Origin of the sequence: Komagataeibacter rhaeticus (assembly GCF_003207855.1) — a bacterium.
In the GTDB taxonomy this organism is placed as follows: domain Bacteria; phylum Pseudomonadota; class Alphaproteobacteria; order Acetobacterales; family Acetobacteraceae; genus Komagataeibacter; species Komagataeibacter rhaeticus.
The window spans coordinates 247,386-263,428 of record NZ_NKTZ01000001.1; the positions used below are offsets into that span (position 1 = coordinate 247,386).

Sequence of the window (16,043 nt, forward strand, 5' to 3'; positions counted from 1 at the left end):
ATGTCATGTTCTGCGCGAAAGGGTGGCGCCGGGGCTTCAGCCCGCGGCGACGCGTCCCTTCGTGCTACCGGCAAGGGCCAGCTTCAGCACGGAAACCGTGCCGAACAGCCCAAGAAGGAAGACGATCCCCTTCATCAGCAACCCTGCGGGCAGGTGCGCCTTGCCATGCACGTAGTCATCGATGATGACCTGCAGCCCAAGCTGGGTGTGATAGAAGGTCAGGATCACCAGTGACAGCATCATGGTGGTGTTGAACGGACGGGCACCCCACTTCGCCACTTCCGGCTGGGATGCGCCCGCCAGGCGGAACACCTGGATCACGAACCAGCCCGACAGCGGCACAAGCGCGACTGCCGATGCGCGTTCCGCCCACCAGTGGCCCACCCCGGCCTGACCCGAACCCAGGCCGCGCGCGCGCGACAGCTGGGAACGCATGACCGTGATATGCGGCTTCTTCATGTTGCTCATGGTCAGGATGCCTTCTTGCGGGAACGACAGATCGCAACACCAAGGATGGTGGTGACCAGCGCCAGCGTGGTGCCTAGCGTCACACCCACCGCCACGGGGCCATCCTCGTTGATTTCCTTCTTGGAGAAGCGGTAGCCGCTGTCCCACGCAAGGTGGCGCAGCCCCGCCACGAAGTGGTAGACCAGCGCCAGCGCCCACCCGGCCAGCAGCAGCTGCCCCAGCGGGTTGCCGGTGACCTTCTGCACCTTGCTGAAAGATTTGGGTCCCTTCGCCGCCGCGCTGATCCAGCACAGGCCAAGTGCCGAGCCGCCCGCGGCTGCAACACCGGCGGCGCGGTTCGCGATTGAAAGGAACATGGAAAGACGGAAGCGGTAGACCTGGAGGTGTGGGGACATAGGCCGCCTGGTCAGAGTTCCGTCGCTTCGCTGCCCTACATAGAGCGCATCACGGACATCCTGCATGGTCGTCTCGTCAATTTCCCTGTTATGGCTTCGGTTTGTTCCGTTGCCTTGTCTGAATTCGGTCCTACGCCTGGCGGAAGGCCGGGTCAACGCACGCCCGGAACACGAGGTTGAGAGACACAGGCCCGCCCCCACGGCGGTACAGCCCCGCCAGACCGCCATCCAGGCCCGTCCGGCGGGGTGTCGTTCAGTGCCCGAGCAGGTCGAGTGCGACCATGGTCTCGGCAATCTGGACCGCGTTCAGCGCGGCCCCCTTGCGCAGGTTGTCGGCCACGCACCAGAACCCGAGTCCATTGGGCACGGTGGGGTCGATGCGCAGGCGCGAGACATAGGTCGCATCCTCGCCCGCGACTTCCAGCGGGGTGGCGTAGCCGCCATCCTCGCGCTTGTCGTGCAGCACCACGCCGGGGGCCGTGCGCAATGCAGCGCGCGCGCGTTCGATATCAACGGGTTCCTCGAATTCCACCGTTACGGCCTCGGCATGGCCAATAAACACGGGAACCCGCACGCAGGTGGCGAAAACCGCGATGTCGGGATCAAGGATCTTGCGGGTTTCCACCGCCATCTTCCATTCTTCCTTGGTCGCGCCGTCATCCATGAAGCGGTCGATGTGGGGAATGCAGTTGAAGGCGATCTGCTTGGTGAACTGCTCGGCCTTCAGCGGGTCGCCCACCAGGCTGCCGCGTGACTGGTTGAACAGTTCGTCCATGCCGCTTTTGCCCGCACCCGCCACCGCCTGGTAGGTGGCCACCACGACGCGCCTGATCGTGAACAGGTCATGCAGCGGCTTCAGCGCCACCACCATCTGGATGGTCGAGCAGTTGGGGTTGGCGATGATGCCGCGCTTGGCCTTCTTCACATCATTGGGATTGACCTCGGGCACCACCAGCGGCACATCCGGCTCCATGCGGAAATGCGAGGTGTTGTCGATCACGATGCACCCCGCCTTGGCCGCGCGGGGCGCGTGCACGGCCGAAACCGCCCCACCGGGGGAGAAAAGGGCGACATCCCATCCGGTAAAGTCAAAGGTTTCCAGGTTCTGGACCTTCAGCACCTTCTTTTCGCCAAAGGAGACTTCCTTGCCCGCCGAACGGGCGGATGCCAGGGCCACGATCTCATCCACAGGGAACTGGCGCTCGGCCAGAGTCTTGAGGATTTCGCGCCCCACAGCGCCGGTGGCGCCCACCACCGCAACGCGGTAACCCATAATCTTCTTTCCTGTCCTGTCATGCCGGCCCACCCGCAAGACCGGAATGCGCCGTAACTCTAGCGACACCTAGAGCCTGCGCCCCAAAGGTGCAAGCAGCACGACCCGCGTCAAACCGGGAATCGAATCGGGGGTAAGGTCAAGGTTGCATGCCCCATGCGGTGGTAGGCATTGCCCATCGGTGCGTGCCGGGTGCACACTTGATCCATTGCGCCGGCGCGCGGGCGGTTCATGCCGCCTGTCCGCCATGCGGCGCACAGGCAAGGACGGTTAGAGAGATCATGCCCCTATCAGCTGACACTTCCACAACATCCGCCCCCGTGGCCCCGCTTCCGGTAACGCCCGCGGGCGTGCGCCCCGCACCCGCATGCACCCTTGTCATATTCGGCGCGCATGGTGACCTGACCAAGCGGCTGCTCATGCCAGCACTCTACAACCTGGCGGGCAACCGGCTGCTGGACGGGAATTTCCGCATCATCGGCGTGGACCGCGTGGACAGCACCACCGGACAGTGGCGCGACGGGCTGGCCGCGATGATGCAGTCTTTCACCACCGACCCCAATGCCGAGTTCCATCCCGCCCATATCGATGCCGCGCAGTGGGGCTGGCTGGCGGAGCGGCTGGAATACGTGCGGGCGGATTTCACGGATGTGGATGCCATCCGCGCGCTGGGGGAAAAGCTGCCTGGCAATGCCATTTTCTACCTTGCCATTCCCTCGCGCTTCTTCGCCCCCGTGGTGGAGACGCTGGGCCGCGCGGGCGTGGTGGCGCAGAAGGATGGCGCGTTCCGCCGCGTGGTGATTGAAAAGCCCTTTGGCTCCGACCTGGCCAGCGCGCAGGAACTCAACCGCCGCGTGCTGGCGGTCCTGGACGAGTCGCAGGTCTTCCGCATCGACCACTTCCTGGGCAAGGAGACGGTGCAGAACATCCTGGCCATGCGATTCGGCAACCTGATCTTCGAGCCGCTGTGGCGCAACGAATATGTGGACCATATCGAGATTACCGCCGCCGAGACCATTGGCGTGGAACAGCGCGGCGCGTTTTACGAACCCACCGGCGCGCTGCGCGACATGGTGCCCAACCACCTGTTCCAGCTTTTTGCCATGGTGGCGATGGAGCCGCCCAACACCTTCGATGCCGAAAGCGTGCGCAACGCCAAGGAACAGCTGTTCGAGGCCGTGACCCCGATCGACCCGCGCGATGCGGTGCGCGGGCAGTACGCGGCGGGCACGGTGGAAGGCAGGCCGATGGTAGGCTACCGTGAAAGCCCGGGCGTTTCCCCGCACAGCAATACCGAGACCTATGTGGCGCTCAAGCTGCATGTGGAGAACTGGCGCTGGGCGGGGGTACCGTTCTACCTGCGCACCGGCAAGGGGCTGGGTGGCCGCCGCACCGAGGTGGTGGTCCAGTTCCGCAAGCCGCCCATGCTGATGTTCCGCAATACCGAGACGGCTGACCTGCCGCCCAACCGCATCATCCTCAACATCCAGCCCGCGCAGGGGCTGACGGTGGAACTGGGGGCCAAGAAGCCGGGACCGGAAATGGACCTGACCGACGTGCAGGCCCGCTTCCGTTACGAGGACGTTTTTGCCGCCAGCCCCAATGTCGGCTACGAGACCCTGCTGTATGACTGCCTGATTGGTGATGAGACGCTGTTCCAGCGCGCCGATAACATCGAGGCGGCCTGGAAGGCGGTTGACCCCGTGCTGCAGGCCTGGGCGCAGGACCGGGCGGGGCCGGAACCGTATGCCGCCGGTACGACCGGCCCGAAGGGGGCGGACGACCTGCTCCAGCGCGACGGGCGGGCATGGTACCCGCTTGACGGAGCCTGAATGACGGAAGTTTCTGGGTGTCGCCTTTTTTTAAAAAGGCGGCGTTCTTTCGAAGCTTCTGCAAAAAGCTGCACCAAAAACCTTCTTTGATTTTAAAGCGCTATCATGAGCTGACTTATCAGACAGTCTCTTATTTTCCCAACCTGATATGAAAAAAGCCCACCCCGTCACAGGGTGGGCTTTTTGTACGGCGGCGGGTCACCCCGCCTGTTTCCGGCCCGGTATTACTGGGCGGCGGGCGCGGCCGTGCCGGTCTGGGCCGCCGCGCGGGCCTGCTGCTGTTCGGCATGCTCGGCGTCGCCCTGCGTGAACAGGGTGTCGGCGTTCTTGCGCTGCTTCTTGCTGAAGCTCTGGTACAGCGTGGCGAAGGCGGAATTCAGGGTCTGCATGTCATGCGCGCGCTCTTCCACCAGTTCGGCATAGGACTGCATGTTCTCCACCGCGTTCATCTGCGGCAGTTTTTCGCGGCGCGTCTCGATGGCGTCATGCAGGCGCTGGCCATTGGTGCGCATGTCCTCGGCGAAGGGAGTCCAGAGGGCTTCCTGCTTTTTGGTGATGCGCAGCTGGTCATGCAGGGCCTTGATATGGGCTTCCACCTGCTCGGGCTCCGGGTCACGCGGGGTATGCGCGAGGGAGGCGGTCGGGTTGGCCTGGGGGGCCTGCGTCTGGGTGGCCGGTGCCTGGGTGCCCGGTGTCTGGGCCATGGCAAGGGCAGGCAGCATGAACAGGGCGGCGGCAGGCAGGAAACGACGGAACATCATGATATGTAGTGTCCTTGGCGGGATATTGGAGGAAGAGGGGCTGGCTGGCGCCGCGCGCTCAGTAGCCACCACCATACGGGTAATAGGCCGGCGGCGGCGGGGGCGGGGGCGGCGCGGGGTAATAGGCGGGCGGGGGCGCTACCGCGCCACGTTCCGCCATGGCGCTGCCCAGCATGGCACCGACCGCAAGCCCCGCGAGTCCGCTGCCCACCGCCAGGCCCGCACCGCCGCCCCGGCGGCCATCATGCCAGCCGCCCCGTCCGGGCGGCGGCCCGCCATGCCACTCCCGACCACCCCGGAAGGGCTGGGCATGGGCCGCGGGCGCGGCCGCTGCCATGATGCCCAGCGTCAGACTGGCGGAAAGGAGGGATGCTGTAAGTTTGTGCAGGTGCATGGCGCTTGAAAACCTCGACATGTCGTAAAACCGGGTAACGGGACCACAATGGTCCGTGCTCGTGTCGAAACGATGGCCGTGCGGGCCTACGCCACCCATGGCAACCGTTTTGTCAGGGCGGAGAGCCGGTGGCGGCGCAGTTCGCTGCGCGCACGGGCGTCGTTTGTCATGTAATTGAGCTGGATGGTATAGCGCGGCCCGACATAGGGCCGGTGGCCATGCCAGGTATCCGGCCCGTTGGGGAAGACCAGCAGCGTGCCGTTCACGGGCGGGATCTCGGCGGCGAAGTCTTCCAGGTCATCCGGGCCGCGCAGCAGGCGCAGGCAGCCTTCGTGGCGTGACCAGGCCTCTCCTTCGCTGTCCCCGTTCAGGTACAGCAGCACGGTCACCCGCTTGCTGTCGGAATCGCGGTGGATGCGCCCGTCCCGCGCCCGCGTGCGGCCGCGCAGGGTCAGCATGGTGGGCGCGGTATCAAGGTCCAGCCCGAACTTGCCCGCGATCAGCCCGCGCAGGCGTGGGCCCTCCAGCTCTGTCACAAGCCGTGACATGAGCGGGGAAAGGTCCAGCGCCTCGGGTGGGAAGGACCCGCCGGAGCGGATCAGGGGCAGGCTGGCCGCAAGGGCGTGCAGATCCGCCGCCCCGATGAAATGCGGCACCACCACATGGGCGAATGGCGTGCGGGAGACGGGTGCCGCCTCGAACGCCGCATAGTCGGGGGTGACGGGCTGGATCATGCCATCCTGCAGGCGGGGGTTGGTGGACAGGGCCGAGACTACGGCCAGATCGGCTCCCCCGCAAGGCATGACCGCGCGGCTTACGGCACGACCGTATCCACCGCGTCCAGCACGCGGCTGGAATAGACCACGGCGGCACCCGCGTTCAGCGCCACGGCAACGCCCAGGGCCTCGGCAATTTCCTCCCTGCTGGCGCCCGCCTTCACGGCGGCGGTGGAATGGACGGAGATGCATCCGTCGCACCGTGTGGTGACGGCAACCGCCAGTGCGATCAGTTCACGGGTCTTGGCATCCAGCCGGCCGGTTTTCATGGCCGCGCCGTCCAGCGTCTGGAGTCCCTTCAGCGTGTCGGGGGACAGGGTGGCAAAGGCGTGGATGGACTCGCCCAGATGGGCGCGGTAGGCGTTCCAGTCAGTCATCACAAACTCTCCATTTCGGACCCTTTGAGTTCACCAGATGGAGAGAACCCCTGTCATGACACAGTTTGGCGAGTTTGTGCCCTTGAAGGGGTTTTTTTAACGGACTATCGCCAGATTATTATGGATACGGACATAGCCCCCGCCCGCCCGTCCACTGCGGCGCTGCCCGCAGGCACCGGCCCCTTCGCCGCCTATGAGGCCCGCGTGGCTTCTGGCCGTCTTGATCGTGATCCCGAGCAGGAAAAGGCTGCCCGCAGGCTTGACCGCCTGTGGCGGGAACTGCGTGACTACCACCCCGTGGTCCAGCAGGCCGCGCCACAGGCCACAGGCCACGGGCTGGCTGGGCGGGCTGAAGGCGCGCCTGGGCCTGGCCCCGCGCCCCGCCACCGAAAACCCCCGTCCGCGCGGCGTCTACATGGTGGGGCAGGTGGGGCGGGGCAAGACCATGCTCATGGACCTGTTCTTCAGCCTTGCCCCGGTGGAGCACAAGCGCCGGGTGCATTTCCACCGCTTCATGCAGGACGTGCACCAGCGCCTGCACGACATGAAGGAAGCCGACCCGGACCTTGCCGATCCCATCCCGCCGCTGGCCCGCCAGATCGCGCAGGAGGCGTGGCTGCTGTGCTTTGATGAATTCCAGGTCAATGACATAGCCGACGCCATGATCCTTGGCCGCCTGTTCGACTACCTGTTCGCCGATGGCGTGGTGGTGGTGGCCACGTCCAACACCCGGCCCGAGGACCTGTTCCAGGACCGTCCCGGCGCCGATGCCTTCAAGCCCTTCATTGCCGCCATCCTGAAGGAAGTGGATACCGTCATCCTCGATTCCCCGCGTGATTACCGGCGCGGCAACGCGCATGGCATCCAGACATGGATCATCCCCGCCGATGACGCGGCGCGCAGGGCGCTCGACTCCGTCTTTACCCGTCTTGCCGCCGGTGCGCCGGTTATTCCCGTCACGCTTGACGTGATGGGCCGCGGCCTGAAGGTGGCGCAGGCGGCGGGCCCGGTTGCCCGCTTCTCCTTCGCCGATCTGTGCGGCAGGCCGCTTGGGGCGGGGGACTACCTGGCGCTGGCCACGCGCTTCCCCAACCTTGTGCTGGACGGCGTGCCCCGCATGGGGCCGGACAATTTTGACGAAGCCAGGCGGTTCATCGTCCTGATCGACACGTTGTACGAACAGAACGTCAAGCTGTTCGCCTCCGCCCAGGACAGGCCCGACGCCATCTATGCGAAGGGGCAGGGGGCGACCGCCTTCGAGCGCACGGCCTCGCGGCTGGAGGAGATGCAGAGTGCCGCCTACATGCGGCTGCCGCACCTGAACGCCTAGGCGGCTGGAATGGCGGCAGGGTCACGCCATCGTGACGGTTATGGCGGTGGTGTGACTGCCGGGGCGGTAGGCAAGCGGCACCGTCTTTGCTTGGGTATGGGCAAGTTCGCATCAGCCGGGCGCGTGGCTGCGGATAAGGATGTTTTGCAGCGCCCCGTCCCGCCATCCGGGGCAGGCACGAAAATGTCAGTATGCGCGGCAAGCAGACCTGCTCCTGATGAATGATGGCGGCACCCGGCCAAGGGTGCGGCTAGGGTAGCGATACAAATCGGGCCGGTGGAAGTCTGGCCGGACCCGAAAATAGCGCGGCCACAAAGGCCGCCAGCGAGGAGATGTCTTCAATATGGCGGGCGTAGATATTCTTTCGACCGCATTCAGCGGTGCCAATACGGCCTATCTGGCCGAATTGTATGCACGCTGGGTGGCCGATCCCAACAGTGTCGATCCTTCCTTTGCCTCCCTGTTCCAGGAACTGCATGAGGAAGGGGCGGAAATCGTTCATGATGCGGAAGGCGCCTCCTGGGCGCCGCGCCCGCATATCATCACCGGCGATGAACCGGCCCCCGTGGCTGGTGGCCGGCCGGCGGGCGTCACGGCCGAAGGGCTGAAGGCGGCGGCCGATGACAGCCTGCGCGCAACGCAGCTGATCCGCGCCTTCCGCGTGCGCGGCCACCTGGAGGCCCGGCTTGACCCGCTGGGCCTGCAGGTGCCCAAGCCCCATGCCGACCTGGACCCGGCCACCTACGGCTTCGGCCCCAAGGATCTGGACCGCCCGATCTATCTTGGCCATATCGTCGCCAGCCTGATCGGTTCGGACACCGCCACCATCAATCAGGTGCTTGATGCCCTGCGCGCGGTGTACTGCGGGCCGATCGGCGCCGAGTTCATGCATATCCAGGACCCCGAGCAGCGCATGTGGGTGCAGGCGCGGCTGGAAGGCGACAACTGGCGCAAGGGGGCCTCGCCGGAGCAGAAGAAGGTCATCCTCCAGCAGTTGACCGAAGCGGAAGGTTTCGAGGCCTTCTGCCAGAAGCGTTACGTCGGCACCAAGCGCTTCGGCCTTGAGGGCGAGGACGTGACCATCCCCGCCCTGCACGCGATCATTGACCAGGCGGCCGCCGGCGGCGTGCGCTCGGTGGCCATCGGCATGCCGCACCGTGGTCGCCTGAACACGCTGGTCAACATCGTGCGCAAGCCCTACACCGCCATCTTCAGCGAATTCGCCGGTGCGTCCTTCAAGCCCGATGACGTGCAGGGGTCGGGCGATGTGAAATACCATCTTGGCACCTCCACCGATGTCGAGATTGGCGGAACGCCGGTCCATATCTCGCTCCAGCCCAACCCCTCGCATCTCGAGGCGGTGGACCCGGTCGTGATCGGCAAGGTCCGCGCGACGCAGGATGACGATGACCACACCCAGCGCGGCCGCCACATGGGCGTGCTGCTGCATGGTGACGCGGCATTCGCGGGCCAGGGAATCGTGTACGAGACGCTGGCCATGTCGCAGCTGATCGGCTACCGCACGGGTGGCACGATCCACGTTGTGGTCAACAACCAGATCGACTTCACCACCGTCTCGGTCCATTCCTTCTCGGGTCTGTACTGCACGGACGTGGCCAAGGCGGTGCAGGCCCCGATCCTGCATGTGAATGGCGACGAGCCGGAAGCGGTGATCTACTGTTCGCGCCTTGCGGCCGAGTTCCGCCAGAAGTTCGCATCCGATGTGGTGCTGGACATCGTGGGCTACCGCCGCCACGGCCATAACGAGTCCGATGAGCCGTCCTTCACCCAGCCCACCATGTACAAGGCCATTGCCGCGCGCCCGACCATCCGCACGCTGTATTCCGACCGTCTGGTGCGCGAAGGCGTCGTGACCGAGGCGGACGTCACGGCCGAATGGGATGGCTTCCACAACAAGCTGGAAGAAGCCTATCAGGCGGCACAGGGCTACAAGCCCAACAAGGCCGACTGGCTGGAAGGCGCGTGGAAGGGCCTCAAGCCGCCACCGGTGGACACGACACTGCCCGCGCCGGAAACCGGTGTGGCCATTGACCGGCTGAAGGAAGTCGGTGCGGCGCTGGCCCATGTGCCCGATGATTTCAACGCCAACCCCAAGATCGTCCGCCAGCTCAAGGCCAAGGCCAGGATGTTCGAGACGGGTGAGGGGATCGACTGGGCAACGGGTGAGGCGCTCGGCTTCGGCACCCTGCTGCTGGACAGGCACAAGGTCCGCCTGTCGGGCGAGGACTGCCAGCGCGGCACCTTCAGCCAGCGCCATGCGGTGCTGATCGATCAGGTCAACCAGAACACCTATGTCCCGCTCAACAATATTGCCAAGGACCAGGCGGCAATCGAGATCTACAACTCGCTCCTGTCCGAGTTCGGCGTGCTGGGCTTTGAATACGGCTATTCGCTGGCCGATCCCAACGCGCTGGTGCTGTGGGAAGCGCAGTTCGGTGACTTTGCCAACGGCGCGCAGGTCATCATCGACCAGTTCATCGCATCGGGCGAGACCAAGTGGCTGCGCATGTCCGGTCTGGTGATGCTGCTGCCGCATGGCTACGAGGGGCAGGGGCCGGAGCATTCCTCCGCACGTCTTGAGCGCTACCTCCAGCTGTGCGCCGAGAACAACATGCGCGTGTGCAACCTGACCACGCCCGCCAACTATTACCATGCGCTGCGCCGCCAGCTGTTCCTGGACTACCGCAAGCCGCTGATCATCATGACGCCCAAGTCACTGCTGCGCAACAAGCTGGCGGTGTCGGAGCTGAAGGATTTCGGGCCGGGCACGCGCTTCCTGCCGGTGATTGGCGAGATCGACCCGATTGCCGCGCCAGACAAGGTCGAGCGCGTGGTGATCTGCTCGGGCAAGGTCTATTACGACCTGCTGACCGAGCGCCGCGAGCGCAAGCTGGACAATGTGGCCATCCTGCGCCTGGAGCAGTTCTATCCGTTCCCCGAAAAGATGCTGGCCGAGGAACTGGCCCGCTACAAGCAGGCCAAGGTGATCTGGTGCCAGGAAGAACCGGAAAACATGGGGGGCTGGAACTTTGTCGATCGCCTGATCGAAGGCGTGCTGACCTCCGTGGGCCACAGGAGCACGCGGCCCACTTATGTCGGGCGCGTGGCGGCCGCAAGCCCGGCCACGGGTCTGGCCAGGGTGCATGTTGCCGAGCAGGCGGCGCTGGTGAACAGGGCGCTGGGTGTCAGCGCCTGACCGCCAGCGGACGGAACCATAAAGCGTACGGGGGCGGCGGTCCGGCCGTTCCCCTGAATAATGATAAGGCCGTCCCGGCGCGTCATTGAGGCGTCAGGACGGCAAGGGATTGGGAAACAAGAGATGTCTGCCGAGATCAAGGTACCGACACTGGGTGAAAGTGTTACCACAGCAACCGTCGCCAAATGGCTGAAGCATCCGGGCGATGCGGTGAACGAAGACGATCCGTTGGTGGAACTGGAAACCGACAAGGTCAGCGTGGAAGTGCCCGCCCCGCAGGCCGGTGTGCTTGGCCCGCTGCTGGTGCCCGAGGGTGAGGAAGTGGAAGTGGGCACCGTGCTCTCCACCATCGAGGCGGGCAGTGGCGCGGCCCCGAAGGCCGCCGCCGCTCCGGCCCCGAAGAAGGAAGCCGCGCCCACCGGCGTACAGGCCCAGCCCGTGGCCAGCGGTCCGGTTGCCCGTCCGGCCACCCCGGCCTCCGACATCGCGGCACAGGGCGCCGCCGCCGTTGCTTTCCCCAGCGCGCGCAAGATCATGGCCGAGCAGGGTGTTTCCCCGGCACAGGTCGGCACCGGCACCGGCAAGGATGGCCGCATCACCAAGGGTGACGTGCAGAGCTTCCTGGCCCAGCCGCGCGCGGCCCAGCCCGCTGCCGCCCCGCGTCCGCCCCGGCAGGATGACCCGCGTGAGGAACGCGTGAAGATGACGCGCCTGCGCCGCACCATCGCGCGCCGCCTGAAGGACGCCCAGAACACCGCCGCCCTGCTGACCACCTTCAACGAGGTGGACATGTCCGGCGTGATGCAGATGCGCGCCGAATACAAGGACCTGTTCATCAAGAAGCATAACGGCGTGAAGCTGGGCTTCATGTCCATCTTCAGCCGTGCCGCGATTGCCGCGTTGCAGGAATTCCCGGCCATCAATGCCGAGATCGACGGCGATGACGTGATCTATCGTGAGTTCGTCAACCTTGGCATTGCCGTGGGCGGCCCCAACGGGCTGGTCGTTCCCGTGATCCGCGATGCCGACAAGATGAGCTTCGCCCAGATCGAAGGGGCCATCGCGGGCTTTGGCAGGAAGGCGCGCGAAGGCACGCTGAAGATTGATGAACTGTCCGGTGGCACGTTCTCGATCACCAATGGCGGTATCTATGGCTCGCTCATGTCCACGCCCATCATCAACGCGCCGCAGTCGGCCATCCTGGGCATGCATGCCATCCAGGACCGCCCGGTTGCCGTGAACGGGCAGGTGGTGATCCGCCCGATGATGTATATCGCGCTGACCTATGACCACCGTATCGTGGATGGCAAGGAAGCGGTGAGCTTCCTTGTGCGCGTCAAGCAGAACGTGGAAGACCCGCGCCGTCTGCTGCTGCAGGTCTGATTGCCTGCCGGGGCCGTGCGCGTGCATGGCCCCCAAGCGCAACCGCAACGCAAGCAGGACAGAAGAGACATGACAATCGACATCAAGGTGCCCACGCTGGGCGAGAGTGTGACCACGGCCACGGTTGCCAAATGGCTGAAGCAGCCCGGTGACAGCGTGAACGCCGATGACCCCATCGCCGAACTGGAAACCGACAAGGTCAGCGTGGAAGTACCCGCCCCGCAGGCGGGCGTGCTGGGTGCCCATGCCGTCAAGGAAGGGGATGAGGTCGAGGTCGGCACCGTACTGACCACGCTCACGCCCGGCGCCGGTGGCACGGCGGCTGCACCCGCACCCGCTGCTGCCAAACCGGCCCAGCCCGCGGCACCGGCCGCGGCACCCGCCGCCGCCAAGCCTGCCGCGCAGCCGCCGGCGGAGACGGATTACGATGTGGTCGTGATCGGCGCGGGTCCGGGCGGGTATGTATGCGCCATCCGCGCCGCCCAGCTTGGCTTCAGGGTGGCGTGCGTGGAAAAGCGCGCGACGCTGGGGGGCACCTGCCTCAATGTGGGCTGTATCCCCTCCAAGGCGCTGCTGCAGCAGTCCGAGAACTTCCATGCCGCCAAGGATGAATATGGCGAGATGGGCATCATCATCGACAGCGTGAAGCTGGATCTGGCGAAGATGATGGCGCGCAAGCAGTCCGTGGTCGAAGCCAATGTGAAGGGTGTCGAGTTCCTGTTCAAGAAGAACAAGGTCACCTGGCTCAAGGGCACCGGCAAGGTTGAGGGCACCGGCCGGATCACGGTTGACGGCAAGCCGGTCACGGCCAGGCACATCGTCATTGCCAGCGGCAGTGACAGTGCGGGCCTGCCGGGTGTTGAAGTGGACGAAAAGCAGATCGTCACTTCCACCGGGGCGCTGGAACTTTCCGCCGTTCCCAAGAAGCTGGTGGTCATTGGCGGTGGCGTGATCGGCCTGGAGCTGGGCAGCGTATGGCACCGCCTTGGCGCGGATGTGACGGTGATCGAATATCTCGACCGCCTGGTCCCCGGCACGGATAACGAGGTGGCCAAGACCTTCCAGCGCATCCTGACCAAGCAGGGCCTCAAGATGAAGCTGGGTCACAAGGTGACGAAGGCGGAAAAGAGTGCCAAGGGCGTCACCCTGACCGTGGAACCGGCCAAGGGGGGTGCTGCCGAAACGCTGGAAGCTGACGTGGTGCTGCTGGCCATTGGCCGCACGGCAGCCAGCAAGGGCTTCGGGCTGGAGGAAGCGGGCATCGAACTGGACAAGCGTGGCCGGATCGTGACCGATGCGCATTACGCCACCAGCGTGCCGGGCATCTACGCCATTGGCGACGTGATTGCAGGCCCGATGCTGGCCCACAAGGCCGAGGAAGAAGGTGTTGCCGTGGCCGAACTGCTGGCAGGGCAGGCGGGCCATGTGAATTACGGCGCCATTCCCGCCGTGGTCTACACCTGGCCGGAAGTCGCGACCGTGGGCAAGACCGAGGAAAACCTGAAGGAAGAAGGCGTTTCCTACAAGGTTGGCAAATTCCCCTTCACCGCCAATGGTCGCGCGCGCGCCATCGGCATGACGGACGGGTTTGTAAAGGTGCTGGCGGATTCCACTACCGATCAGGTACTGGGCGTGCACATCATCGGCCCGATGGCGGGCGAACTGATTGCCGAATGCACCATGGCGATCGAGTTCGGTGCTTCGTCGGAAGATATCGCGCGTACCTGCCACGCCCACCCCACGCTGAGCGAGGCGGTGAAGGAAGCGGCGCTGGATGTGGACAAGCGCGCCATCCATATCTGACCACAAGGCCCGGGCGTAAATCGGAACCACCCGGCAGGTATCCCTGCCGGGTGGTTTTTTACAGGGTACTATATCCCTGCAGCCATGTCGGCATGCCTGTCAGATGTCGATAAGAAATTGTTTGAAAACAAATCATTGACAAAAAAATAACAGTTTTTGGATGCTGCCCTTTTTTAAAAAGGCGGCGTTCTTTCGAAGTTTTGCAAAAAGCTTCACCAAAAACTTCTCTATTACTTGTCAGGTATTTTACGGAATGGTTCAGTTCAGCACGGGGTTCCAGGCTTCCTCGTGCGTGATACGGATCAGTTCACTGGCCGAGACCGCGCGTGAGATGAAGAAACCCTGCACGTAATCCACGCCCAGCTGGCGCACGGTATCGAATTCCTCCTGCGTTTCCACCCCTTCCACCGTCACGGCCAGATTGTAGCCATGGCCCAGCTTGATGAGGGAGGCCAGAAGGCTGCGCGCCTTGTCATCGGTATCGATATTGCGTACCAGGCAGCGGTCAAGCTTGAGCGACTGCAATGGCAACTCGCGCAGGGTGGACAGGCGCACCGTGCCATAGCCGAAATTGTCCATCGCCAGCCCGAACCCGTCTTCCGCCAGTCCGCGCAGGCGCAGGCGGCTTTTTTCCGCGCGCCGTCCCTGCAGCATCTGTTCGGTCACTTCCAGCATGAAGGTGCTGGGGTCAAGGTTGAGCTGCCGGATCTCGCTGAACAGGTCGATCTGCTGCTCCAGGTTAAGCAGGTCCAGATGCGACAGGTTGACCGCCAGCCGCAGGCTGGGCAGGCCCGCTTCCTTCCATTTCTGGATATCATCATGGAAGGACTGTACCAGATGCGTCTCCATGATCTGGGCCAGGGCGGAATCGGCAAAGACATCGGTAAAGGCACCGGCCGACAGCAGCCCGCGCTCGGGGTGGTGCCAGCGCATCAGCGCTTCTGCCTGCTCGATGCGGCCGGTACGGGCATTGAGAATGGGCTGGTAGTAAACCTCGAACTGTTTCTGCACCACGCCCTTGCGGGCTTCTTCCAGTATCTTGGCGCGCTCCATCGTGGTCTTGTGCAGGCTGGGCGTGAACATGCGCGCCTGCTTGCCGCCTGCCTGCTTGGCGGCATAGACCGCCACGTCGGCATTTTTCTGCAGGCCCTCCATCGTGTCCTCGCTGGTAATGGGGGTCGCGCCGATACTGCCGGAAATGCGCACGGTGGCACTTTCCAGCATGATCGGTTCTTCCAGCAGGTTCTGCAGTTTGGTCAGGATGGTCTCAAGTGGCGTGATCTTCAGGCTTTTATGCAGGATCAGGGCGAATTCATCCCCGCCCAGCCGGCTTATGGCATCCTGCGTGCCCACCAGTTCGATCAGGCGTGTCGCGATGGTCTTGAGTACTTCGTCACCCGCATGGTGGCCATGGATGTCATTGACCGGCTTGAACCCGTCCAGGTCGAACATGACCAGGACCTGCGGGTCGGGATCGCGCCGCTTGCTGGCTTCCACCGCCGCGACCAGACTGGCATTGAAGCCGCCGCGGTTGAGCAGGCCGGTCAGCATGTCGGTCGCGGCCTGTTTTTTCAGCCGGACCTTGGTGTTCATGAGTTCGGTGATCTCGAAACGGGTCGCGACGAACCCGCTGATCTCGCCCCGTGCGTCATGGTGGGGAATGATGGTGGTGGCCACCCAGTAGTGGCTGCCATCCTTGGCCCGGTTGCACAGGTTGCCATGCCACGTCTTGCCCGCGTAAAGCGTGCGGTACATGTCACGGAAGAAAGACTTGCCGTGCTCTCCCGAATTCAGGATACGGTGGGTATGGCCCAGCAGTTCCTGACGGGAATACTGGCTGATCTGGCAGAACTTGTCATTGACATAGGTAATGATGCCCCGGCGGTCGGTTACGGCCACGATCAGTACGTTATCAACCACGTCCGCCCAGAAGTCGGCATCTTCATGCGTAAGGGCGCGAAGCCTGTTATCATGCTGGGCGGACATTCTGTTACCTCGAAAACGGATCGGAAAACCGGGGCGGGCCTGACGATA

General features: G+C 64.3%; 13 protein-coding genes. 5 read left to right on the forward strand and 8 right to left on the reverse strand.

Features of this window, described 5'->3' with window-relative positions:
• Positions 1-36: 36 nt before the first annotated feature.
• The 3 genes from sdhD to CFR78_RS01155 all read right to left on the reverse strand — a co-directional run bounded on the left by sdhD (position 37) and on the right by CFR78_RS01155 (position 2,136).
• The gene (gene sdhD / locus CFR78_RS01145) at positions 37-468 is read right to left on the reverse strand and encodes a succinate dehydrogenase, hydrophobic membrane anchor protein (protein WP_007397045.1); all 432 of its coding nucleotides are present in this window, start codon (positions 466-468) and stop codon (positions 37-39) included.
• 2 nt (positions 469-470) lie between these two features.
• Positions 471-863: a succinate dehydrogenase, cytochrome b556 subunit gene (gene sdhC, locus CFR78_RS01150; protein ID WP_007397044.1), complete on the reverse strand. Its 393-nt coding sequence runs from the start codon at positions 861-863 to the stop codon at positions 471-473.
• Between the two features lie 253 nt (positions 864-1,116).
• Positions 1,117-2,136 (reverse strand): aspartate-semialdehyde dehydrogenase, encoded by a 1,020-nt coding sequence (locus CFR78_RS01155; RefSeq protein ID WP_034926904.1) that lies wholly within the window; start codon positions 2,134-2,136, stop codon positions 1,117-1,119.
• 281 nt (positions 2,137-2,417) lie between these two features.
• Here CFR78_RS01155 and zwf point away from each other — a divergent pair, with 281 nt between their 5' ends.
• Positions 2,418-3,968, forward strand: coding sequence for a glucose-6-phosphate dehydrogenase (gene zwf, locus CFR78_RS01160; RefSeq protein ID WP_034926906.1), 1,551 nt, complete (start codon positions 2,418-2,420; stop codon positions 3,966-3,968).
• A 224-nt stretch (positions 3,969-4,192) separates the two neighbouring features.
• Here zwf and CFR78_RS01165 read toward each other — a convergent pair whose 3' ends face one another.
• From CFR78_RS01165 to CFR78_RS01180, 4 genes are all read right to left on the reverse strand, one after another.
• Complete coding sequence (locus tag CFR78_RS01165) at positions 4,193-4,729, reverse strand: Spy/CpxP family protein refolding chaperone (protein ID WP_007397039.1); 537 nt, start codon at positions 4,727-4,729, stop codon at positions 4,193-4,195.
• Positions 4,730-4,787: 58 nt separating this feature from the next.
• Positions 4,788-5,123 (reverse strand): hypothetical protein, encoded by a 336-nt coding sequence (locus tag CFR78_RS16720; RefSeq protein ID WP_034926909.1) that lies wholly within the window; start codon positions 5,121-5,123, stop codon positions 4,788-4,790.
• Positions 5,124-5,209: 86 nt separating this feature from the next.
• Positions 5,210-5,857, reverse strand: a complete 648-nt coding sequence (locus CFR78_RS01175) for a 2OG-Fe(II) oxygenase (RefSeq protein ID WP_034926912.1) — start codon at positions 5,855-5,857, stop codon at positions 5,210-5,212.
• 80 nt (positions 5,858-5,937) lie between these two features.
• The gene (locus CFR78_RS01180) at positions 5,938-6,276 is read right to left on the reverse strand and encodes a carboxymuconolactone decarboxylase family protein (protein WP_034926914.1); all 339 of its coding nucleotides are present in this window, start codon (positions 6,274-6,276) and stop codon (positions 5,938-5,940) included.
• A 283-nt stretch (positions 6,277-6,559) separates the two neighbouring features.
• On the opposite strand from CFR78_RS01180, the gene zapE reads away from it, so the two are divergent.
• The 4 genes from zapE (at position 6,560) to lpdA (ending at position 14,009) form a co-directional block, all read left to right on the forward strand.
• Complete coding sequence (gene zapE / locus CFR78_RS01185; protein WP_258365818.1) at positions 6,560-7,606, forward strand: cell division protein ZapE; 1,047 nt, start codon at positions 6,560-6,562, stop codon at positions 7,604-7,606.
• A gap of 343 nt (positions 7,607-7,949) precedes the next feature.
• Positions 7,950-10,823, forward strand: coding sequence for a 2-oxoglutarate dehydrogenase E1 component (locus tag CFR78_RS01190; protein WP_110580946.1), 2,874 nt, complete (start codon positions 7,950-7,952; stop codon positions 10,821-10,823).
• 123 nt (positions 10,824-10,946) lie between these two features.
• Positions 10,947-12,206 (forward strand): 2-oxoglutarate dehydrogenase complex dihydrolipoyllysine-residue succinyltransferase, encoded by a 1,260-nt coding sequence (odhB, locus tag CFR78_RS01195; RefSeq protein ID WP_007397032.1) that lies wholly within the window; start codon positions 10,947-10,949, stop codon positions 12,204-12,206.
• 69 nt (positions 12,207-12,275) lie between these two features.
• Positions 12,276-14,009: a dihydrolipoyl dehydrogenase gene (gene lpdA, locus CFR78_RS01200; protein WP_034926922.1), complete on the forward strand. Its 1,734-nt coding sequence runs from the start codon at positions 12,276-12,278 to the stop codon at positions 14,007-14,009.
• 258 nt (positions 14,010-14,267) lie between these two features.
• Here lpdA and CFR78_RS01205 read toward each other — a convergent pair whose 3' ends face one another.
• On the reverse strand, positions 14,268-15,995 hold the full coding sequence (locus tag CFR78_RS01205) for a putative bifunctional diguanylate cyclase/phosphodiesterase (RefSeq protein ID WP_007397029.1): 1,728 nt from the start codon (positions 15,993-15,995) through the stop codon (positions 14,268-14,270).
• Positions 15,996-16,043: the final 48 nt, after the last annotated feature.

What these genes read in the sequence shown, in the direction of transcription:
- CFR78_RS01205 (WP_007397029.1), bottom strand. Translation starts at nt 15,995, where the DNA reads ATGTCCGCCCAGCATGATAACAGGCTTCGCGCCCTTACGCATGAAGAT.
- lpdA (WP_034926922.1), top strand. Translation starts at nt 12,276, where the DNA reads ATGACAATCGACATCAAGGTGCCCACGCTGGGCGAGAGTGTGACCACG.
- CFR78_RS16720 (WP_034926909.1), bottom strand. Translation starts at nt 5,123, where the DNA reads ATGCACCTGCACAAACTTACAGCATCCCTCCTTTCCGCCAGTCTGACG.
- CFR78_RS01175 (WP_034926912.1), bottom strand. Translation starts at nt 5,857, where the DNA reads ATGATCCAGCCCGTCACCCCCGACTATGCGGCGTTCGAGGCGGCACCC.
- CFR78_RS01165 (WP_007397039.1), bottom strand. Translation starts at nt 4,729, where the DNA reads ATGATGTTCCGTCGTTTCCTGCCTGCCGCCGCCCTGTTCATGCTGCCT.
- CFR78_RS01155 (WP_034926904.1), bottom strand. Translation starts at nt 2,136, where the DNA reads ATGGGTTACCGCGTTGCGGTGGTGGGCGCCACCGGCGCTGTGGGGCGC.
- sdhC (WP_007397044.1), bottom strand. Translation starts at nt 863, where the DNA reads ATGTCCCCACACCTCCAGGTCTACCGCTTCCGTCTTTCCATGTTCCTT.
- CFR78_RS01180 (WP_034926914.1), bottom strand. Translation starts at nt 6,276, where the DNA reads ATGACTGACTGGAACGCCTACCGCGCCCATCTGGGCGAGTCCATCCAC.
- CFR78_RS01190 (WP_110580946.1), top strand. Translation starts at nt 7,950, where the DNA reads ATGGCGGGCGTAGATATTCTTTCGACCGCATTCAGCGGTGCCAATACG.
- sdhD (WP_007397045.1), bottom strand. Translation starts at nt 468, where the DNA reads ATGAGCAACATGAAGAAGCCGCATATCACGGTCATGCGTTCCCAGCTG.
- odhB (WP_007397032.1), top strand. Translation starts at nt 10,947, where the DNA reads ATGTCTGCCGAGATCAAGGTACCGACACTGGGTGAAAGTGTTACCACA.
- zwf (WP_034926906.1), top strand. Translation starts at nt 2,418, where the DNA reads ATGCCCCTATCAGCTGACACTTCCACAACATCCGCCCCCGTGGCCCCG.